The organism is Bacillus salipaludis (genome assembly GCF_004358205.1).
In genome coordinates this window covers 547,459-567,930 of record NZ_SMYO01000003.1, presented here as the reverse complement: position 1 = coordinate 567,930, position 20,472 = coordinate 547,459, and the positions used below count along the sequence as shown (strand labels likewise).

The following is a 20,472-nucleotide window of genomic DNA, read 5'->3' as shown; positions in this document are numbered from 1 at the left end:
ATTTTACCCCTCATCGCTTACAAAAGATGCAAAATGCCTGGAATGCATCCTCTTGATAAACATTGTAACATTTGGTAAGCCGTATGCCTTAATAGGGCACGTACGGTTTGATAAGGGGGAAGCCTCGAGAGAGGTTTCCCTACTTTCTTATTAGGAAAGGATTTTTAAATGTATTGACAAATGCTAATGATGTAATTATTATAATTACATGTAATTAATTTAGTTACAATAGAATTGTAATTATGGGAGGAATGTAAAATGAAAATTGGAATCATTGGTGCAAGTGGTAAAGCAGGTAATTTTATTTTGAAAGAAGCAGTTAGTCGGGGACATGAAGTAACTGCGATTGTAAGAGAGGTGTCAAAACTTAAAGATAAAAGCATTGCGGTAATTGAAAAAAATATATTTGACCTCACATCTGATGATGTTAAAAAGTTTGACGTATTGGTCAATGCATTCGGTGCTCCTCTTGGTGAAGAGCAGGCACACGTGGATGCAGGACATTCTTTAATTGAGGCACTAAAAGGAACAAATACAAGAGCAATCATTGTTGGTGGAGCTGGAAGTCTTTATGTAGATGAGAATAAAACCGTTAAGGTAATGGATACACCTGATTTTCCAGATATATTTTTCCCAACTGCAAAAGGGCAAGGAAGAAACTTGCAAGAATTACAAGAAACATCTACTATTACATGGACATTTATCAGTCCGTCTGCGGTATTTGATGCGGAAGGAAAAAGAACTGGATCTTATCAGTCAGGAAAAGATCATCTTCTTGTTAATTCAAAAGGTGAAAGTTATATCAGTTATGCAGACTATGCTATTGCTGTATTGGATGAAAGTGAAAATCCACAACATATAAATGAACGTTTCACTGTTGTCGGTGAAGTAGAATAAATTTTCTAACCAATTAAATATACAAAGTACCATTAGTGTTTGCGCTAATGGTACTTTACTATTTAGGAATATGTAATAAGGTATAAGTCAAAACGCCTGGTTAATAACAGTTTATATATTTTTAATATTGATTAAGACTCAAAAATCATCTGGACATCCAAATCATTTTGAAAAAATCATATTTAACGTGTTCAGTAATGGAGATTATGATGAATACTCAAATGTGTTTACCCAATGAAGTTCCATTAAAAAACCCGACCACTATAATTTGTTCCCTATTTTAAGTATAATATTTTTATAATTAAAAGAATTACATGAAAACAAGGATAAGGTAGGTGACTGTGATTGTCTATAAGTAGTCGATTTGCAGTTGGAATTCATATATTAACGCTTATTGAAATTAATAAAGAGGGAATCAGTTCATCAGAATTTCTAGCTGGAAGTGTAAATACAAACCCAGTCGTGATAAGGAAAATTATGGGAATGCTTAAAAAAGCCGGGTTAGTCGAAGTACATCCTGGTATTGCGGGAGCGAAACTAGCCAGGGATTTATCTGATATTACTTTACTTGATGTATATAAGGCAGTGAATGTTGTACAAGAGAATGAATTGTTTAGTGTCCATGAAGAACCCAATCCCGCTTGCCTGGTGGGAAGGAATATCCAAGATGCAATTGGCCCGTTATTTACCTCTGCTCAAGTAGCTATGGAGAAAACCTTGGAAAATGTGACTCTTGAAGATGTTGTGAAGGATATTGTTAATAAAGAAAAATTAAAGGACTAAGCAGATGATTAATGTATCTGCTTTTTTTAATTTACACATTGAAAAACTCACTTAATCTGTCCTCCATTAAAAATCCACTTTATGGTCAAATAAAATATTAAGTCATAAAATCAGCCCATTTTCAAAAGATAATAGTTAGGATGCACTATGACATGAGGTGTTTTGAAATGGGCAAAATTTGGCACATCTATCGATCAGATTGGAAAAATATATTCAGGGTTCCTTCCGTTGCTTTGTTGGTAGTAGGACTTATGATACTGCCTTCTATGTATGCATGGTTTAATATCAAGTCGATGTGGGATCCGTATGGGAATACATCTGGAATACAAGTTGCCGTTGCGAATGAGGATGAAGGTGCTAGAATCAGTGGAAAAAATATTAATGTAGGAAATGAAACAGTAAAGAATTTAAAAAAGAATCATAAACTGGGCTGGGTGTTTGTGAGGACTAATGAAGCCAAAAGGGGAGTGGAGGAGGGAGACTACTATGCCTATCTTATCATTCCAAAGGAATTTTCTAAAAAAATAACTAGCATTATATCCGCGAATCCTGAAAAACCGGAAATTATTTTTGGGGTAAATGAAAAAATCAATGCCGTTGCACCAAAAATTGCTAGCTCAGGTGCATCAAGTGTGACAGCTCAAATTAGCCAGGCTTTTATTAAAACCGTTGGAGATGCGATTTTTTCAGGATTTTATAAGGCTGGAGTGGAACTAGAAAAAGATTTACCGTCGATTCTAGATGTAGAAAAACAAGTTTTTGCACTAGAGAAGGCACTTCCGGTCATCGATCAGATGGGGAAAAAAGCAATTGAACTCGAGGGTAAACTTCCTGAGATTCACAGGAAAGGTCAACAAATTATTGAATTGGAGCAAAGAATATCAGAGCTAGAACGGGCAGGTGCAAGTATTTTAAAAGTTAAAGATAATTTACAGCTTGTAAAGGATGCAGGCGATAAGGTGCTCGCCCTCCAAGGAAAGCTTTCGGAAATACAAAGAACATCTTTAATTGTAGCAGATGTAGTAGCAAATCTTACTGAGATCGAAACAAAAATTAAGGATGCGATGGAACAAGCGAAGGCTGCAAACGAGGCAGATACCAAGGGTAATCAGGAACAGTTGAACCAGGTTTATGATGAACTAGTAAAAATCCAACATGACGTCCAAGCTACCAGAGTTGATTTACAACAAAAAGTAGATAAAGTAGTAGGGGGAATTAACACAGCTTCGGCATTTGTAAAAAATGAGTTACCAACAATTGAACAAAAAATCGATAAAGCTGCCGATTTTGTCCGGAATGATTTGCCAGGACTAGAAGAGGATATTCGAAAAGCAGCGGATCTTGTCAGGACCAAGCTTCCGGAAGTTGAAAGGGTGATTCACAAAGCAGCGGATTTGGCCAGAAATGATTTACCTGGATTTGAAGAAAAAGTTAGAACAGCTGCAGATAGAATTAGACAGTTTAAAAATAGTGCCAATATTTACGATTTGATACAATTTTTAAAGCATGACCCGACGAAGGAGAGCAATTTTTTGTCCAATCCAGTTCTGTTAAAAACAAAGCGGATTTTTCCTATCCCCAATTACGGTTCTGCGATGTCTCCATTTTATACGATGCTTGCTTTGTGGGTAGGAGCTACGCTCCTTGTGGCTTCATTAAGAGTAGACGTAGAAAATCTGGATAATCGCTATAGGGACTATCAGCTTTATCTTGCTAGACTATTAACTTTTCTAACAATCGGTATATTTCAAGCAGCAATTGTTTCTTTTGGAGATTTGTTTATCATTCATACCTATGTGGTGGATAAAGGATGGTTTGTGTTGTTCAGTATCTTCATAAGCATGGTGTTTATCGTTATTACCTACACATTGTGTTCAGTGTTTGGCAATATCGGGAAAGGATTAGCCATTATTCTTTTGGTCCTGCAAATTTCCAGTTCTGGCGCAACATTTCCCGTAAGTGTGACATCAACCTTTTTCCAAAAGCTAAATCCTTTCATGCCTTTCACGTACGGTGTTAGCATGCTGCGGGAAACAGTCGGTGGAATGATAAATAAGATTGTTGTCAAAGACTTTTTTGCCCTACTTGTTTTTGTAGGTATTAGTTTTCTGATTGCGTTTGTCTTAAAGAAACCATTAGGAACTCGAATCCAGAAAACAGCTGAAAAAGCGAAAGCTACTAAACTGGTTCCTTGATTGTACTATTTGAATTACATGTAGATTTATGGGAAGCCAGAGGCAAGCACGATTAAAATTTGAATTTAACTGAGCCTGCCTCTAGATACATTTCACACCATTTGTGTGCTTGGTTGTTTTTTTATATATCGGTATAAATTTACAGCCAAATGAAGGTTAAGTACCTGTTTACTGTCCGTTAAATCCATCGATAGAATTTCTTCAATCCTTTTTAAACGATAGCTTAAAGTATTGATGTGGACATGTAAGGTATCTGCCGTCCTTTTCACATTTTGGTTTCCCTCTAGATAGATATAAAGGGTTTTGAGAAGGTCTCCTTTTCGAGAGTTTTCATAGTCAATGAGGGGACCAAGCACCTCATGGATAAACTCCATCACTTCTTCTTCGGGATTTTGCAGTATAAACCTTTGAATCCCAAGATCTGAATAACTAAGAATTGAATTTTCCCAGTGAAAATGGCGAATAAAGTTCAAACAATTCTCAGCTTCTTTGAGAGATTTGTGGACATTCTGCAGCCCTTGTTTGACTCTGCCTATTCCAAAAGCGACCTCAACCTCCCAATTTCTCGACATTATTTCCTGTTGAATCCACTTTATCTTTTCCTTTACCCGCGAAACAATGAAAGAATTGGCAGTATTAGAATGATCGGAAAGAAGCACTACGATTTGATGATGATATGTTACTGTCATACCCTTTGTATAAGGTCCCAGAAAAGCCTGGTTCGTAAGTTGAATCATTTTTCTAATTATGCCTTCTTTAGGCTGATTCTTCTGGTTAGAATCCATTGAAAATTCAATAATAGTTGCAATGTAGTTATCTCCTGGATTTAGGTCCAGGCTTTTTGCTCTTTGTAAAAGCGCCTCGTCCATTTGCTCAGTAAAGAGCATTGTCACAAATTCGTCTTTTAAACGCTGTTGGGTCTCGAATACGGTCTGCTCTTTAAATACTTGTAAGGAAAGAACCGTGCAGGCATGTTCAAGAGCGGCCAAATCCATTTCGTCCAATTTTTTCGTTGAAAGAATCATTAATAAACCAAGGAAATTCGGTTTCGAGCCAAGTGGTAAGCTGACCAACTGATATGGGACACCGACCACTTCAACTTCCTTAACGGAAAGAGAATTTTCAGTTAATTTCATCAATATAGCAGCTTGATGCTTAACATACATTAGAATCTCGGTGGAAAGAACGGGATCATAGGAAGAGGTTATTTGGTCTCCTAACTCATCGAAAAGAAACGTGTTTTGTCCAATCCACCGGTGTATGTATTGTAATATAGAATGAAGGTCCTCTCCTTGAAGAACAAGATTCGCTAGGGTTCTATGCGTTTCAATAGAATACGAAAGGTTTTTGACAGTCTGCTCTTTTTCCTTGTAGAGACTGGATCTTTCTAATGCAACAGCCGCTTGATGGCAGATTGCTTCTAATAGATGAAGGTCTTCCGGCTTAAAGTTTAAAGACTGTTGGAAAGAATCTAAAGTAAACACCCCAATGCATTCACCCTTCAAAAAAATCGGGGCAGAAATAACCGTTGAAAAATGGAAACTTTCAGGTATCGATCTGCTTAATAAACCTGAATTTTTAAAAGATAATGTTGCTAAGGCTGTTTTAATTTCATTCTCGTTTTTATAAATAACCGATTTTCTTTTTTCAAATGTTATCCCAGTCATGGATTCTCCAGGTTGAAGACGGATTTGTCGGAAAATTTTAGGGTAAAAAACACCTTGTGCGGATTGAGCAATTAAGCAATCTTGTTTTTTATTATATAACCATAATGAGCCGCCTTCCGCAGCTTCAACCACTGAAATGGTTTCACGCATAATTAATTCAATAATGGTTTCAATATCGAATGAGGTATTGAGGACATTCGAAATATGTATTAAGGACTGAAGCTGGCGATGTGTTAATGTATCTTCCATTTTGGTCCTCCTGAAAAGATTAGTGTGTTTATTACTAAAATCAAAAATTGCTAATTCCGTAGAAACCAATGCTTAGTCTAACAATCTGCTAAAAAAATATCTCTATAGTAAAATTATAGAAGTAAATTGAAAGCGTTTCAATTCTTGTTTTTGTATAAAACCCACAAATTTTATCGAATCATTTTCATGAAGATTGACATAGTATTCTGAATTTTTTGCGTTATAATTATTAGAAGATTAAGAAATATGTTAATGGTATTCATCAAGAAACCTTTTTCAAAAGGTTGCATCAAGATTTGGTTACTCTATTCAAAAAAATGAGAGGCTGGATGCGAAGATGAATTTTGACTTAACAGAAGAACAGGCGATGATACGAAAACTAATTCGTGATTTTGCAGAGGCGGAAGTAGCGCCAGGTGCAGATGAAAGAGACCGGACCGGAGAATTTCCAAAGGAAATTTTCAATAAGTTAGCCAAGTTAGGAATCATGGGGCTGCCTTTTCCTGAACAATATGGCGGCGGTGGTGCAGATACCGTTAGTTTTGCCATAGCAGTAGAAGAATTAAGCCGTGTATGCGCGTCAACGGGAATTACATATTCTGCCCATATATCCTTAGGAGGGGCACCAATCCATTTATTTGGAACACATGAACAAAAGGAAAAGTACTTAACACCACTTTGTACGGGAGAATATTTGGGTGCTTTTGGACTGACAGAGCCGAATGCAGGGTCTGATGCCGGGGGAACGCAAACAACGGCAATGTTAGAGGGGGATCAGTGGACAATTAACGGCTCCAAATGTTTTATTACGAATGCAAGCTTTGCTAAAAATCTTGCGATTACAGCCGTAACCGACCGCTCAAAAGGTACCAATGGAATTAGCGCTTTTATTGTATCGACAGAAGCTCCAGGATTTAGGGTCATTAACAATTATGAAAAGATGGGCCTACACGCGTCGAATACAACAGAACTAATCCTTGAAAATGTAAGCGCATCCAAGGAGAATCTTTTAGGTGTGGAAGGCAATGGTTTCAAGCAGTTTTTAGCTACACTTGATGGCGGAAGGATTGGCATTGGCGCAATGGCTGTTGGGATTGCTCAAGGCGCCTATGAGAAAGCCCTTCAATACGCAAAAGAAAGAAAACAATTTGGTCAAAGCATATCGAAGTTTCAAGCAATTCAATTCAAACTGGCTGACATGGCAATGAATATTGAATTAGCTCGGAATATGGTTTATAAAGCCGCTTGGCTAAAGGATCAAGGCAAGAAATTTAAAAAGGAAGCTGCTATGGCGAAATTATTTGCTTCAGAAATCTGCATGCGGGTTTGTGATCAAGCGGTCCAAATCCATGGCGGATATGGGTATATGAAGGAATATCAGGTGGAACGTTTTTTCCGGGACGCAAAGCTTCTAGAAATTGGGGAAGGAACCTCCGAAGTACAAAGAATGGTTATTGCACGTGAAATTGGCTGCTAAAGGATTTATATAGCAAGCTGTGTTGAAGGACCATGTTGATTATTGGAGCGGAAATCAACAGGATGAAAAAATAGATAAGGGAGCAATTTTACATGGATGTCAGTGGAATTTTACAAGTAGTTTCAAATAGTAAACTCGTTTATCCAGATGTAGAAAAAGTGCGTTCAACCTCTATTGGAAGCAGCGAAGCTTTTCAAGAACTTCTTAAACAATCTCAAGAAGATCCTGTTGCCTTTTGGGATCGTGCAGCCCGTGAACTTGTTTGGTATGAACCGTGGAATGAAACCATTAGTGGGCAACTTCCTGATTTTCGCTTTTTTGTCGGCGGTATTAGTAACCCGAGTGTAAATTTACTTGATCGACATATAGAAAATGGGGCAGGAAACCGGACCGCTCTCATTTGGGAAGGCGAAAACGGGGACACCAGATTTTACACTTATAGTATGCTTCTTGCTGAAGTAAATCGATTTGCCAATGTTCTTAAATCATTTGGTGTAAAAAAAGGTGATTGCGTAGCTATTTATCTTCCAAATCTAGCCGAAGCCTTTATTGCCGTTTTAGCTTGTTTTCGTATTGGTGCGATTTATAATACGATTTTCTCAGGTTATTCCGAAAAATCATTAACAGACCGGCTCATCAGTTTTGAACCAAAAGTATTGGTCACTGCAGATGCAACGGAAAGACGGGGAAAAGTCATTCGTTTAAAAGAAAAAGTCGATAATGTAGTGCCATCTATTTCTTCGATTGAGGCAGTCATTGTTGTAAATCGATTAGGTTCAGAGGTTCAAATGAAAGAAGGCCGGGATTACTGGTGGCATGAAGAGACAAAAGCGGCAAGTATCTTATGTGAGCCTGAAAGAATTGAAGCGAATGAGAGCGGTATTGTGTTCTATACGAGTGGTACGACCGGTAAACCGAAAGGTGTTGTGCATTCCGGTATGGCATTTGTCACTCAAAATTATACCTATGCTAAGTATCATATGGATCACCGTAATGACGATGTTTTCTGGTGTACCGCGGATATCGGCTGGTTAACGATGCATATTTGGGGAATTGCAGGTGCTTTAGCGAATGGTGTAACAACTGTTGTCTATGAAGGTGCAGTTGATTATCCAACAAAGGACCGTTTTTATCAAATTATTGAAAAATACCGGGTGAATAAGTTGTTTACTGCCCCAACAGCATTAAGAATGTTAAAAAGTATGGGAGAAAAGGCATTAGAAAAATTTGATTTATCCTGTCTCGATGTCATATCTCTAGTTGGTGAACCTTTCGATCCCGAAACATGGCACTGGACATATGAAGTTTTAGGAAAGAAAAAGATCTATATCAATAATACTTGGGGCCAAACGGAAACAGCCGGATGTCCGATCGCTGGGGCAGCCTGGCTAACGCCAATGAAACCGGGATCCTCAGGCACTCAATTTTTAGGAGCAGTTTTAGATGTTGTGGATGAAGAAGGAAATCCAGTGGGACCTTGTAAGTTAGGAAATCTTGTAATCACAAAACCATTTCCTATGCTGTGCCGGACACTTTGGAAAGAACCGGAGCGTTATTACGGTTCCTATTTTAGCCAGGTAGAAGGCAATTATTATGCCAGCGATCTTGCATTAATCGATGATGATGGCCATATATGGGTAGTTGGCCGTTCAGATGATGCCTTTAATGTAGCCGGACACCGTTTAAGTACAATGGAGATGGAAAGCGCGGTCCTAGAATGTCAGGGTGTCGCTGAAACCGCCATTATTGGAATTCCTGATGAAATAAAAGGAGAAGTTCCACTCGTATTTGTCCGTCTGGCTGATGGCTTCAATGGAACAGCTGAATTAAAACAACAAATAAATGATCAGATCATAAAACAAATTGGTAAAATTGCTGCTCCAAAATCAATTGTTTTTACAGATATGCTGCCAAAAACAGTAAGCGGAAAAATTATGCGCCGCTTATTAAAGGAGATTGTTGTATCAGGTAGTGTTCATGGTGATATTACAGGACTAGAAGATCCGGCGTCCGTTACTCAAATACAAAAAATAGTTGCTGAAAAATCGACAGTCAAATAGTCATAAATTAGAACCAGTCATTTTCCATGTAAATGATCGGTAATGACTGGTTCCAATATTCTAGATTGGTAGTTAAAGATAGTCGTATAGAATATTGCAAAATGAATGATTAGTTTTTACATATCTCCTTAATGATATTAGAAAGGGTGGAAAGGTATGTTCAAAAAAGTATTAATTGCCAACCGCGGTGAAATTGCCAGACGTGTGATCCGAACGTGTAAAGCATTGGGAATACAAACGGTTGCGGTTTATTCCGAAGCGGATAAGGACGCTCTTCATGTGACGGCAGCGGACGAAGCTTATTTACTTGGTCCAGCAAAGGTCTCCGAAAGTTATCTTAATATCGATAAAATTATTGAAATCGCACATACGTCAGGCGCAGAGGGCATTCACCCTGGATACGGACTGCTTTCAGAGAATGCTGAATTTGCCCGCAGGTGTGAGGAGGAAGGTCTTGTTTTTATTGGACCGTCTCCAGAGGTTATCTCCAAAATGGGCAGTAAAATTGAAGCTAGAAAGCTAATGGAGCTGGCGGGAGTTCCAGTTGTTCCAGGAATTACATCGCCCTTAGCCGATGTCGAAGAAGCGGTGGAAACGGCAAAGAGAATCGGATATCCGGTGATGTTAAAGGCTTCAGCAGGCGGCGGAGGCATTGGTATGCAGATCGTCCGAGGCGAGGATGAAATTAGAAAAGCATTTGAGGGAAATCAGAAACGTGCCGTTAGTTTCTTTGGTAACGGAGAAATGTTTATTGAAAAATATGTGGAAAATCCTAGGCATATTGAAATTCAAATTCTTGCTGATGGAGAGGGAAACACTGTTTATTTATGGGAACGAGAATGTTCCATTCAACGGCGTCATCAGAAAGTCGTCGAAGAAGCACCATCCCCATTTTTAGATGAAGAGACTCGCAGTAAGATGGGGGAAGCAGCTGTAAAGGCGGCCAAATCGATTGGTTATAAAAATGCCGGCACGATTGAATTTTTAGTGGATGAGAATAAAAACTTTTACTTTTTAGAAGTAAATACAAGGCTGCAGGTGGAACATCCCGTGACGGAAGAAATAACGGGAATAGATTTAGTTGCTGAGCAGCTTCAAATTGCATGGGGAGACACATTACGCTTTAAACAATCGGAGATCAAGCGTAATGGGCATGCGATTGAGGTCCGAATCTATGCGGAAGATCCAAAAACCTTCTTCCCATCTCCAGGGAAAATTACCAAATTTGTGTTACCGGAAGGTCTTGGCATCCGTCATGAATTGGGTGTGAGCGAGCAGTCGGTCGTGACCCCATTTTATGATCCTATGATTGCCAAACTTGTTGTGAAGGGAACGGATCGCAATGAGGCGATTGAAATCTTAAAGGATGCTCTATCCCACTATGTGGTGGAAGGGATTAAAACCAATATCCCGATGCTTCAAAAAGTAGTGGAGCACGATTCCTTCGTTTCCGGTGATACGACCACAAATTTTGTTGAAAAGTATCTGCAAGAAAATAAAAAAACAGTCACGAAATAACACAGGGAGGGTTAATTAATGAATAAAATTGTTGCAGTGATGGCAGGAAATGTATGGAAGGTATTAGTTCAACCGGGTGATAAGGTTGAGGAAGGGCAGGATGTGATCATTTTGGAATCGATGAAGATGGAGATTCCGATTACGGCTGAAGTTAGTGGCACGGTTAAGGAAGTAAAAGTAAATGAAGGCGACTTTGTGAATGAAGAAGATGTTTTAATCGAAATAGAATAAACCTTCAAGGGAGATGTGAGCATGAACTGGCCCATAAATGTAACCATTAAGGAAGTAGGACCAAGAGATGGGCTGCAAAACGAGCAGTCCTTTCTTTCCACAGAGGATAAAATTAACTGGATTAATCAATTGTCCCGAACGGGCCTTCAATCTATTGAAATTACCTCTTTTGTCAATCCAAAGTGGATTCCGGCATTGGCCGATTCATTGGAAGTAGCAAAAGGTATTGAGCGCATGCCAGGTGTCACGTATACGGCTCTCGTCCCAAATCGGCGGGGGCTGGAGAAGGCCTTAGAAGGAAATGTTGATGAAATGGCTGTGTTTATGTCAGCCAGTGAAACACACAATCAAAAAAATATTAACAAATCAATTGCTGATACCTTTCCCATTTTGGAAGAGGTCGTAAAGGAAACTTTGTCGGCAGGAAAATCTGTTCGCGGCTATGTTTCAACTGTTTTTGGCTGCCCCTATGAAGGCCAGGTCTCGATTGATAACGTAATTCGGGTATCAGAGCATTTATTTGAGATGGGCATTCAAGAACTGTCACTCGGAGATACCATTGGCGTGGCAAATCCTAAGCAGGTTCAAGAGATGTTAAATGTCCTTTTAAAACGATTCCCGATTGAAAAATTAGCACTGCACTTTCATGATACACACGGTACAGCCGCAGCAAATATTTTAGCAGCATTAGACATGGGCATTACCACCTATGACGCTTCTACGGGTGGATTAGGCGGCTGTCCCTATGCACCGGGTGCTTCAGGTAATGTAGCGACGGAAGATGTTTTGTACATGCTGGGCAATATGGGAATTAATACAGGCGTCAACTTAGAAAAACTACTGGGAGCAGGACGCTTTATTCAAGAAAAAATCGGAAGAAGTTTACCTAGCCGAAATCTTCAAGCATGCTTGACCAATGAAAGAGGTGAGTGATATGGATCAGGTTTTACAGGTTTTAACACGAGAAGACGGTATTGTTGTGATTACCTTAAATCGTCCTAATGCGGCTAATGCACTTTCAATCAAGCTTCTGGAAGAATTTAAAAATGTAATCGATACTTGTAAATTTGACCCTTCAATCCGTTGTTTAGTCGTAACCGGGGCAGGAGAAAAAGCATTTTGTGCCGGAGCTGATTTAAAGGAACGAGCTGAAATGGATGCGCAGATGGTTAAGAAAACTGTTTCCTTGATTAGGGAGTGCGTCAACAGCTTGGAAACATTACCACAACCTGTGATTGCTGCTGTAAATGGTGCGGCATTCGGCGGGGGAACGGAATTAGCCTTGGCCTGTGATATTCGTGTTGCTTCAGAAACAGCAAAATTCGGACTGACCGAGACTTCACTCGGAATTATCCCTGGTGCAGGCGGTACACAACGCCTCCCAAGGCTCGTAGGAAAAGGTAGGGCAAAAGAGCTTATTTTTACGGCTAGACGTATTGATGCACGAGAAGCAAAGGAAATTGGCTTGGTTGAGTTTGTAGAACGGCCGGAATCATTGTTAGACAAGGTACTGGAAATCGCAGCACAAATTGTTAAGAATGGTCCAATTGCTGTTCGGCAGGCTAAATTTTCCATTGATAAAGGATACGATGTGGAATTAGCGACAGGGCTTGCCATCGAACAAAATGCCTACGAGGTCACAATCCCAACAAAGGATCGTTTGGAAGGACTTCAGGCTTTTAAAGAAAAGCGGAAACCTGTCTACAAAGGGGAGTAACATGAGAGGGAGGATCACTTCATGACTACAGAAGTTCATTCAGAGAATCTTACATTACAAGAACGCCTTGAAAAGATTTATAAAGGCGGTGCCGCAAAATACCACGAAAAAAATAGCGAGCAGGGAAAACTCTTTGTTCGTGACCGCTTAAAGCTTTTGTTTGACCAAGATTTTGTCTTGGAGGATGCAGCATTTGCCAATTGCATGGCAGAAGATCTTCCAGCGGATGGTGTCGTAACAGTGATCGGAAAAATAAACGGACAAGTTGTTTGTGTTATGGCGAACGATTCGACAATCAAGGCAGGCTCCTGGGGGGCACGGACGGTTGAAAAAATCATACGTATTCAAGAAACTGCTGAAAAACTGAGAGTTCCATTAATTTATCTCGTCGATTCCGCAGGAGCTCGGATTACCGATCAGGTAGAAATGTTTCCAGGACGCCGCGGAGCAGGACGGATTTTCTATAATCAGGTGAAATTATCCGGGAAAATACCACAGGTCTGTGTGCTGTTTGGACCATCTGCAGCGGGTGGAGCGTATATCCCGGCATTTTGTGACATCGTGGTCATGGTCGATAAAAATGCTTCTATGTATCTAGGGTCACCACGGATGGCGGAAATGGTCATCGGTGAGAAAGTAACGCTTGAGGAAATGGGCGGTGCGCGGATGCACTGTTCGATTTCAGGCTGCGGTGATGTTTTGGCGAAAACCGAAGAGGAAGCGCTTGAAATGGCCCGAAAATACCTTTCTTATTTTCCCGCAAATTTCTCAGAAAAGCCGCCGACCAAAGTGACATTACCGCCTAAGTCATTTGAAAAAACAATCGAAGACCTGATTCCAACAAACCAAAATTCACCTTTTAATATGTATGATTTAATCGACCGCATCATTGATGAAGGATCTTTTTTTGAAATTAAGAAGCTTTTTGCTGCTGAATTAATCACCGGCCTTTCCCGTATGAATGGAAAACCAGTCGGTATTATTGCCAATCAGCCGCGAGTGAAAGGCGGAGTATTGTTCCACGATACGGCCGATAAAGCAGCAAAATTTATTAATCTATGTGATGCATTCCATATCCCGATTCTTTTCCTTGTAGATGTTCCTGGTTTTATGATTGGGACAAAGGTGGAGCGCGCAGGCATCATCCGCCATGGGGCAAAAATGATCTCGGCGATGGCGGAAGCGACGGTGCCAAAAATTTCTGTCATTGTCCGTAAAGCCTACGGTGCAGGTCTTTATGCAATGGCAGGCCCTGCATTTGAACCGGATTGCTGCCTTGCTTTACCAACGGCCCAAATTGCCGTAATGGGACCAGAGGCTGCAGTAAATGCTGTCTATTCCAATAAAATTGAACAATTGCAAGATTCCGAGAAGGCTGCCTTTATTCAGCAAAAACGTGAAGAATATAAAGAGGACATTGATATTTACCGCCTTGCTTCTGAGATGATCATTGACGGCATTATCCCAGGAAACGCTTTACGTAAGGAACTGGTTAATCGTTTTGAAGCGTATGCTTCAAAGTATACTCAATTCTCTGAACGAAAACATGCAGTCTATCCAGTATAGATTTTAATAGAAATCTATTTAAAAGGAGGTTATTTCTTTGAATAAGGGTAAAATCGTAGACTCTTTTACACAAGCGGTCCAAGATATTCCGGATGGAGCGACCATAATTGTTGGAGGCTTCGGATTGTGCGGAATTCCTGAAAAAGCCATCATGGCTTTACGGGATAAAGGTACAAAGGATTTAACCATAGTCAGCAATAATTGTGGCGTTGATGATTGGGGACTAGGTCTTTTACTAGCTAACAAGCAAATTAAGAAAATGATTTCCTCCTACGTGGGTGAAAACAAGATTTTTGAACAGCAGTTTTTAAGCGGAGAACTAGAAGTAGAGCTCGTTCCACAAGGGACACTAGCTGAAAGAATCCGTGCAGGCGGTGCAGGAATTCCTGCTTTCTATACTGCAACAGGTGTAGGAACAGCGATAGCCGAAGGGAAGGAACATAAGGTTTTTAACGGTAAAACTTATATTTTAGAAGAGGGTATCGTTGGGGATTTTGCTCTTGTAAAAGCATGGAAAGCAGATCCATTAGGCAATCTAATCTATCAAAAAACAGCACGTAACTTTAATCCGCTAGCGGCAATGGCTGGCAAGGTCACAATCGCAGAGGTAGAGGAGATAAAGGAAGCCGGGGAGTTAAACCCGGATGAAATTCATACCCCTGGAATTTATGTACAACGGTTGCTGCTTGGTGAAAACTATGAAAAAAGGATTGAAAGGCGGACAGTTGTCCACGTTTAGTTCAATAAAAGGAAGGAGGATATTCTATGAGTAATGCACGGTCGTTGATAGTGAAAAGGGCTGTTCAGGAGATTCAAGACGGAATGAATGTCAATCTTGGTATTGGAATACCCACCTTGATTGCCAATGAAATTCCAAGTGGGTATAATGTTTTGCTTCAATCAGAAAATGGGTTATTAGGGATCGGACCCTATCCTTTCGTGGGCAATGAAGATCCTGACCTAATTAATGCTGGAAAGGAAACCGTAACTGCTGTTAGAGGAGCCTCTTTTTTTGATAGTGCTGAATCTTTTGCCATGATTCGAGGCGGACACATCGATCTCGCCATCCTGGGAGGTATGGAAGTTTCAGAACAAGGAGATTTAGCTAACTGGATGATTCCAGGAAAAATGATAAAAGGTATGGGCGGCGCCATGGACTTAGTAAATGGGGCAAAACGGGTTGTCGTCGTTATGGAACATGCTAATAAAAACGGGGAATCTAAAATTAAAAAATCCTGTACTCTTCCATTAACAGGAAAACAAGTGGTACACCGTTTAATTACAGATTTGGCTGTATTTGATTTTACACCGGAAGGAATGGTTCTTGTCGAAACACAGCCTGGCATAACAGTTGAGGACGTAGACAAAAACACAGAAGCAGCTTTCATTGTAAGTCAGGAATTAATGATTAAATAAGTAGGAAGGGTCAGTAACCCGCCGCCTGTTTAAAGCGAAACTTGGAAGAGGAGACTGACCCTATGTAATCATTCATAATGAAATCCCTTGTTTATTTCCAGGAATGGATTAAACAAGGGATTAAGTGCATAGATCATTCATTCGATGTACCTGCCGTTTCTAATGGTTTTTATACGAATACGGTTATCTCTTCTTCAAGAATATCTTTCTCGACAATCTCCCACCAATTTTCCGAACATGTTAATCTTGAATCCGGAATTACTTCAGTCGCTAACTGATTTACTTCAACTTTTCTCATACTTTTCGATTTTTCAGTCGGATCAAAGTTGCAACAAATTTGATAAATATCATCAAAATCAGCCATTGACATGGTTAAAGACCTCCTTTCTTAATAGGTTAGGGCTAAGAAAGGTTTAACCCTTTAATTTATTTATAGTCCCATTTGATTAAAAATAGAAGGAAAGTTCGTGGCAGATTTTTGAATTTTTTTTAAAATTTTCTTAAAAATAAAAAACGAGACTCCTTATCGGAAGTCTCGTTTTGATTTCATTTTAGGATTAAATATTTTCGACGATAGTGGCTACGCCTTGACCGCCGCCAACACAAAGTGTTGCTAAACCATAGCGGTTTTCTCTTTTCTTCATTTCATGAATTAAAGAAACAAGGATTCTTGCTCCGCTGGCACCGATTGGGTGACCAAGGGCAATTGCTCCGCCATTTACATTCAATTTTTCTTTGTTAAATTGAAGCTCACGGTCTACAGCGATTGACTGAGCAGCAAATGCTTCGTTTGCTTCAATTAAATCGATCTCTTCTAATGAAATAGTTGCTTTATCAAGCGCTTTTTTGACAGCTGGTACAGGACCAATCCCCATAATACTTGGGTCCACGCCAGCTGTTGCATTGGCTTTAATCGATACCAATGGCTTAAGACCTAATTCTTCCGCCTTTTTACGACTCATTACAACGAATGCTGCTGCACCATCATTAATTCCTGATGCATTACCCGCAGTAACTGTACCATCTTTTTTGAAGGCCGGGCGAAGTTTTCCTAAGCTGTCAGCAGTTGTTCCAAATCGAGGGAACTCATCTTGACTAAAGATTGTTACTTGACCTTTACGTCCAGGAATTTCTACAGGAACAATTTCATCGGCAAAACGGTTGGATTCAATGGCTGCCTGTGCTTTTTGTTGGCTTGCAGCTGAAAATTCATCTTGTTCTTGACGAGAGATTTCATATTTCTCAGCAAGGTTTTCTGCAGTAATTCCCATATGGTAGTTATTTTCAGCACACCATAAGCCGTCTGCAATCATACTGTCGACAACTTTCTGGTCGCCCATTTTAAATCCATCGCGTCCGCCTTTTAAAAGGTAAGGAGCTTGACTCATGTTTTCCATTCCGCCCGCAACAACAATCTCGGCATCTCCTGCAAGAATTGCTTGTGTTGCTAGGTGAACAGCTTTTAATCCTGATCCACAGACTTTATTAATGGTTGTAGCTGGTGCTTCTTGCGGAACTCCTGCTGCAAGGGAAGCTTGTCTCGCCGGATTTTGGCCAGCTCCTGCTTGTAGTACGTTCCCCATGATGACTTCATCAACATCATTTGCACTAATTCCTGCTTTTTGGATGGCTTCTTTGATTACAGTCGCACCTAATTGAGTGACTGGGACGTTTTTTAAGCCCCCAAGAAAACTTCCAATTGCTGTTCTTACTGCACTTACAATTACAACTTCATTGATTGCCATTTTATTTCCTCCCAAAAAATTTATGTATTATCAATTCCCCCTTAAAATAATACAGTAAAAATACCACAATTTTTTGAATTATTATTCGACAAATTTAGCGTTTTCTTATAAATGAAGATTCATTCATTTTATTTATGGATGGGGGTAAAGCAACTCTTTATTGAAATGGAACTAGAATTTAGTTAAAAATGAACTTTATAGAATAATAGGGAACTTTGTTAAAAATTGTCGAAAAATATCAGGGTTTTTCAATCAAAGAAAAGGAGAAACATTTAATTGTTTCTCCAGGATTATTTACCTCTATGGGAAAGGATAACGTATTTGCTAACGTTTACTTATATGACTAATCCGCCATCAACACTTAAAATTGTTCCATTAATGTAACCTGCTTGATCAGAGGCTAAAAACAAATAGGCTGAAGCAATATCTTCGGGTTTTCCAATTTTTCTAAGAGGGGTTTTTTCCTTCATGAAGTTTAGAACCTTGTCTGGTACTGCTGCTGTCATGCCGGTTTCAATAAAACCAGGAGCAACCGCATTTACTCGAATTCCCTTAGGACCGAACTCTTTTGCCCAGCTCTTTGTTAAGCCAATTACGCCGGCTTTTGTTGCTGCGTAGTTTGTTTGACCGATATTGCCGTATAACCCCACTACTGAGGATGCGTTCAGGATGACTCCGGACCCCTGGTTAAGCATAATAGGGGCAACGGCCTTTGTGCACTTAAAAACCCCAGATAAATTCACACTTATAACTTTTTCCCAATCGGTTTCTTTCATTTTTGTAAGAAAACCATCCATCGTTATCCCTGCATTATTAATTAACACATCAATTCGCCCGTGCTTTGCCATTGTAGATTGAACCATATCCTGAATCTGAGAACTGTCTGTTACATCAACTTTAAAAAAGGTAACATTCTCAGACTGAAGTTCTTCAAGAGCTTCCCTGCCTGAAGATTCATTGTAATCACAGATGACAACACTTGCTCCATCTTGAAGAAATTGCCTTGCTGTTTCCTTTCCTATACCCTGTGCGCCCCCAGTAATTAAAACAACTTTTCCAGTAAATTTCAAAATTTCCCCACCTCTAGTTAAAATTTCATTTGCTGACAAACTGTTGTTTTTCTAAAAGGTCATGTCAAATAAGGGTTATTTAAAAATACAGGAATTGCAACCGTGGCAAGTCAACACAATTTTCAATATTCATACTATTCCTGAAATCAATAAAAAAGAACAGAGGAAATTCCTCTGTTCTACTATTTCTACTTAAAAAGAGCAAAAGCAGCTTTTGAATTTGTTTCAAAAATATCAAAAAGAACTTTTTGGGATGCTTTGATTTGTTCTGTAATTTCATCACGAACTTTTTGTTGTTGAGAAATTCCATTTTTAATAGTTTCTTGGAAACGTTCTTGAGACTGATTAATCAATTTTAAACTTTCTTTGTATGGAGTTTCGATTAATTGTAAGGTGCGGTTTGAAACTTCATCCAATTGAGTATTCCACTGTTCATAAACTTGACCTGCTGAAGGACCAAAGTTCTTTTGCAAGTTTAGCTTTGCATTTTCTCTTAGTTCATTAAATAATTTCTTTTGTTCTTCTTGAATAAGAGTAACATCGTCAGTCATTTTTTCTAGAGTTGATTTTTGTTTTTCAAGGGATTGCAGAAATAATTCTTCCAAATCCTTCTGTGCATTGGTAACTCTGTCCAAACTATTTACCCATGTGTTAAAAAGTGATTCTCCAATACGAACTTGTTCTTGTTCTTGTTTTTTTACATTTTGTGCCATGTAAAAACCCTCCCATTTTATAATCATTGCAGCTAATTAACTGCAGTGTTAACAATTTTAGTTTTGAAAATATTATTTATCTTCTGTTCCTTCTTGTTGTTTGCGCGATGGGGGAAGAAACATATCCATGTAAATACTAAAAAAGCGATTGATCATGGATTGATATTGCTCAAGTGTAGTAAAACAGGTTTTCAAATAATCTTCACCGGCTTTTGTAATCGAATAAATTCGTTTTGCCGGACCTTCAGTTGTTGTATCCCATTCAGAATAAACTAATTGATCTTTTTCAAGCTGCCTTAATGTCCGATATACATTGCCTTGGTCTATAGTAGCAAATCCGAACTGTGCCAGCTCTTGAATTAACTTATAACCATGTAAATTTACATTTTGTAAACTTAACAGCAGAAACGGAACCATTAAGTTTTTCGGCATCGTATTCATCGTGCGATCTTGATGCGAAGCAGTTGTGTCTTTAGCAGATTCATTTTGATGGATGGTCAAATCATATCACTCCAAAAAATATAATCTATACGTGTAATTTACACCTATAGATTATATTTGTCAAACATTTCTATATGTGTAATTTACACTTAGTTGAAAAGTTTCTTAAAATATTAAAATGAATAAAGATTCATGTAGGATTTTGTCGAAAAAAGCAGTAATATTTTGCGATTATTTCTAATATTTTATCTTCATTTCTTGTGAAGTAACTAGTATGATTAATATGTCCAAAACGAAAAAGGAGGAGAAATCATGAGTTCTGAAACCAATATTTATGAAATGTGGAAAGATTTTTATTCAAAGTCTAGTAGTTTTTTTGACGATAAGGTGAAAGAGGATTTTCCGTCTAAAGGAATGGGACAAATTTTAGAAATGAATCTTATGTTTAAAAAGATGATTGATGAGAGTACAGAAAAATACTTGGAATTTGTAAATGTTCCTTCACGTACTGATCTTGCAAATCTATCTTCATTGATTGTGAATGTGGATGCAAAAGTTGATAATTTAGAAGAATTATTGGAAGATGCGGCAGACAAAACGATTGACCCAGCAAGTTATCAACGTGATTTAGCAGCAATTAAAAAAGATATGAAAAATCTTGATAATAAGCTTAATCAAATTCTTGCAGCACTTAAATTACCGGAAACTTCAAAATAATCCGGTAGTA

The 20,472-nt window shown here is 38.9% G+C and carries 19 protein-coding genes; 13 read left to right on the top strand and 6 right to left on the bottom strand.

All coding sequences use genetic code 11. The annotated features are described in order from the left end of the window. Nucleotides 1–258 precede the first annotated feature (258 nt). From E2K98_RS08185 to E2K98_RS08175, 3 genes are all read left to right on the top strand, one after another. On the top strand, nt 259–897 hold the full coding sequence (locus E2K98_RS08185; RefSeq protein ID WP_133333742.1) for an NAD(P)-dependent oxidoreductase: 639 nt from the start codon (nt 259–261) through the stop codon (nt 895–897). A gap of 345 nt (nt 898–1,242) precedes the next feature. Then, a complete protein-coding gene (locus E2K98_RS08180) occupies nt 1,243–1,680 on the top strand; it encodes an Rrf2 family transcriptional regulator (protein WP_133333741.1) in 438 nt (145 codons plus the stop codon). Nucleotides 1,681–1,847: 167 nt separating this feature from the next. Continuing rightward, on the top strand, nt 1,848–3,875 hold the full coding sequence (locus E2K98_RS08175) for a YhgE/Pip domain-containing protein (protein WP_165976207.1): 2,028 nt from the start codon (nt 1,848–1,850) through the stop codon (nt 3,873–3,875). Nucleotides 3,876–3,967: 92 nt separating this feature from the next. Here E2K98_RS08175 and E2K98_RS08170 read toward each other — a convergent pair whose 3' ends face one another. Then, nucleotides 3,968–5,791 carry a helix-turn-helix domain-containing protein gene (locus tag E2K98_RS08170; RefSeq protein WP_133333739.1) on the bottom strand — a complete coding sequence of 608 codons (1,824 nt, stop codon included), beginning with the start codon at nt 5,789–5,791 and terminating at the stop codon, nt 3,968–3,970. Between the two features lie 337 nt (nt 5,792–6,128). On the opposite strand from E2K98_RS08170, the gene E2K98_RS08165 reads away from it, so the two are divergent. The 9 genes from E2K98_RS08165 (at nt 6,129) to E2K98_RS08125 (ending at nt 15,776) form a co-directional block, all read left to right on the top strand. Beyond that, nucleotides 6,129–7,268 (top strand): acyl-CoA dehydrogenase, encoded by a 1,140-nt coding sequence (locus tag E2K98_RS08165; RefSeq protein ID WP_133333738.1) that lies wholly within the window; start codon nt 6,129–6,131, stop codon nt 7,266–7,268. Between the two features lie 92 nt (nt 7,269–7,360). Next, a complete protein-coding gene (locus E2K98_RS08160; protein ID WP_133333737.1) occupies nt 7,361–9,328 on the top strand; it encodes an acetate--CoA ligase in 1,968 nt (655 codons plus the stop codon). A gap of 156 nt (nt 9,329–9,484) precedes the next feature. Further along, nucleotides 9,485–10,846: an acetyl-CoA carboxylase biotin carboxylase subunit gene (accC, locus tag E2K98_RS08155; RefSeq protein ID WP_133333736.1), complete on the top strand. Its 1,362-nt coding sequence runs from the start codon at nt 9,485–9,487 to the stop codon at nt 10,844–10,846. Between the two features lie 18 nt (nt 10,847–10,864). Further along, a complete protein-coding gene (locus E2K98_RS31620; RefSeq protein WP_133333735.1) occupies nt 10,865–11,077 on the top strand; it encodes an acetyl-CoA carboxylase biotin carboxyl carrier protein subunit in 213 nt (70 codons plus the stop codon). A 21-nt stretch (nt 11,078–11,098) separates the two neighbouring features. Beyond that, on the top strand, nt 11,099–12,010 hold the full coding sequence (locus tag E2K98_RS08145; protein ID WP_133333734.1) for a hydroxymethylglutaryl-CoA lyase: 912 nt from the start codon (nt 11,099–11,101) through the stop codon (nt 12,008–12,010). A 1-nt stretch (nt 12,011) separates the two neighbouring features. Continuing rightward, nucleotides 12,012–12,794, top strand: a complete 783-nt coding sequence (locus tag E2K98_RS08140) for an enoyl-CoA hydratase (RefSeq protein ID WP_133333733.1) — start codon at nt 12,012–12,014, stop codon at nt 12,792–12,794. A gap of 21 nt (nt 12,795–12,815) precedes the next feature. Next, the gene (locus tag E2K98_RS08135; RefSeq protein WP_133333732.1) at nt 12,816–14,360 is read left to right on the top strand and encodes an acyl-CoA carboxylase subunit beta; all 1,545 of its coding nucleotides are present in this window, start codon (nt 12,816–12,818) and stop codon (nt 14,358–14,360) included. 52 nt (nt 14,361–14,412) lie between these two features. Beyond that, on the top strand, nt 14,413–15,099 hold the full coding sequence (locus E2K98_RS08130) for a CoA transferase subunit A (RefSeq protein ID WP_372512758.1): 687 nt from the start codon (nt 14,413–14,415) through the stop codon (nt 15,097–15,099). A gap of 26 nt (nt 15,100–15,125) precedes the next feature. Beyond that, complete coding sequence (locus E2K98_RS08125; protein ID WP_133333730.1) at nt 15,126–15,776, top strand: 3-oxoacid CoA-transferase subunit B; 651 nt, start codon at nt 15,126–15,128, stop codon at nt 15,774–15,776. Between the two features lie 169 nt (nt 15,777–15,945). Here E2K98_RS08125 and E2K98_RS08120 read toward each other — a convergent pair whose 3' ends face one another. The 5 genes from E2K98_RS08120 to phaQ form a co-directional block, all read right to left on the bottom strand. Then, complete coding sequence (locus E2K98_RS08120; RefSeq protein WP_133333729.1) at nt 15,946–16,146, bottom strand: hypothetical protein; 201 nt, start codon at nt 16,144–16,146, stop codon at nt 15,946–15,948. Nucleotides 16,147–16,333: 187 nt separating this feature from the next. Next, nucleotides 16,334–17,521 carry an acetyl-CoA C-acetyltransferase gene (locus E2K98_RS08115; protein WP_133333728.1) on the bottom strand — a complete coding sequence of 396 codons (1,188 nt, stop codon included), beginning with the start codon at nt 17,519–17,521 and terminating at the stop codon, nt 16,334–16,336. A gap of 335 nt (nt 17,522–17,856) precedes the next feature. Further along, entirely contained in the window at nt 17,857–18,591 is a 735-nt protein-coding gene (gene fabG / locus E2K98_RS08110; protein WP_133333727.1) for a 3-oxoacyl-ACP reductase FabG, read from the bottom strand. A 188-nt stretch (nt 18,592–18,779) separates the two neighbouring features. Then, nucleotides 18,780–19,304: a hypothetical protein gene (locus tag E2K98_RS08105; protein WP_165976206.1), complete on the bottom strand. Its 525-nt coding sequence runs from the start codon at nt 19,302–19,304 to the stop codon at nt 18,780–18,782. Nucleotides 19,305–19,376: 72 nt separating this feature from the next. Further along, nucleotides 19,377–19,799 (bottom strand): poly-beta-hydroxybutyrate-responsive repressor, encoded by a 423-nt coding sequence (phaQ, locus tag E2K98_RS08100; protein ID WP_268884049.1) that lies wholly within the window; start codon nt 19,797–19,799, stop codon nt 19,377–19,379. Nucleotides 19,800–20,057: 258 nt separating this feature from the next. On the opposite strand from phaQ, the gene E2K98_RS08095 reads away from it, so the two are divergent. Continuing rightward, nucleotides 20,058–20,462, top strand: coding sequence for a hypothetical protein (locus E2K98_RS08095; RefSeq protein WP_133333725.1), 405 nt, complete (start codon nt 20,058–20,060; stop codon nt 20,460–20,462). Nucleotides 20,463–20,472 lie beyond the last annotated feature (10 nt).

What these genes read in the sequence shown, in the direction of transcription:
- E2K98_RS08185 (WP_133333742.1), top strand. Translation starts at nt 259, where the DNA reads ATGAAAATTGGAATCATTGGTGCAAGTGGTAAAGCAGGTAATTTTATT.
- E2K98_RS08175 (WP_165976207.1), top strand. Translation starts at nt 1,848, where the DNA reads ATGGGCAAAATTTGGCACATCTATCGATCAGATTGGAAAAATATATTC.
- E2K98_RS08170 (WP_133333739.1), bottom strand. Translation starts at nt 5,791, where the DNA reads ATGGAAGATACATTAACACATCGCCAGCTTCAGTCCTTAATACATATT.
- E2K98_RS08165 (WP_133333738.1), top strand. Translation starts at nt 6,129, where the DNA reads ATGAATTTTGACTTAACAGAAGAACAGGCGATGATACGAAAACTAATT.
- E2K98_RS08160 (WP_133333737.1), top strand. Translation starts at nt 7,361, where the DNA reads ATGGATGTCAGTGGAATTTTACAAGTAGTTTCAAATAGTAAACTCGTT.
- accC (WP_133333736.1), top strand. Translation starts at nt 9,485, where the DNA reads ATGTTCAAAAAAGTATTAATTGCCAACCGCGGTGAAATTGCCAGACGT.
- E2K98_RS31620 (WP_133333735.1), top strand. Translation starts at nt 10,865, where the DNA reads ATGAATAAAATTGTTGCAGTGATGGCAGGAAATGTATGGAAGGTATTA.
- E2K98_RS08145 (WP_133333734.1), top strand. Translation starts at nt 11,099, where the DNA reads ATGAACTGGCCCATAAATGTAACCATTAAGGAAGTAGGACCAAGAGAT.
- E2K98_RS08140 (WP_133333733.1), top strand. Translation starts at nt 12,012, where the DNA reads ATGGATCAGGTTTTACAGGTTTTAACACGAGAAGACGGTATTGTTGTG.
- E2K98_RS08135 (WP_133333732.1), top strand. Translation starts at nt 12,816, where the DNA reads ATGACTACAGAAGTTCATTCAGAGAATCTTACATTACAAGAACGCCTT.
- E2K98_RS08125 (WP_133333730.1), top strand. Translation starts at nt 15,126, where the DNA reads ATGAGTAATGCACGGTCGTTGATAGTGAAAAGGGCTGTTCAGGAGATT.
- E2K98_RS08120 (WP_133333729.1), bottom strand. Translation starts at nt 16,146, where the DNA reads ATGTCAATGGCTGATTTTGATGATATTTATCAAATTTGTTGCAACTTT.
- E2K98_RS08115 (WP_133333728.1), bottom strand. Translation starts at nt 17,521, where the DNA reads ATGGCAATCAATGAAGTTGTAATTGTAAGTGCAGTAAGAACAGCAATT.
- E2K98_RS08105 (WP_165976206.1), bottom strand. Translation starts at nt 19,304, where the DNA reads ATGGCACAAAATGTAAAAAAACAAGAACAAGAACAAGTTCGTATTGGA.
- E2K98_RS08095 (WP_133333725.1), top strand. Translation starts at nt 20,058, where the DNA reads ATGAGTTCTGAAACCAATATTTATGAAATGTGGAAAGATTTTTATTCA.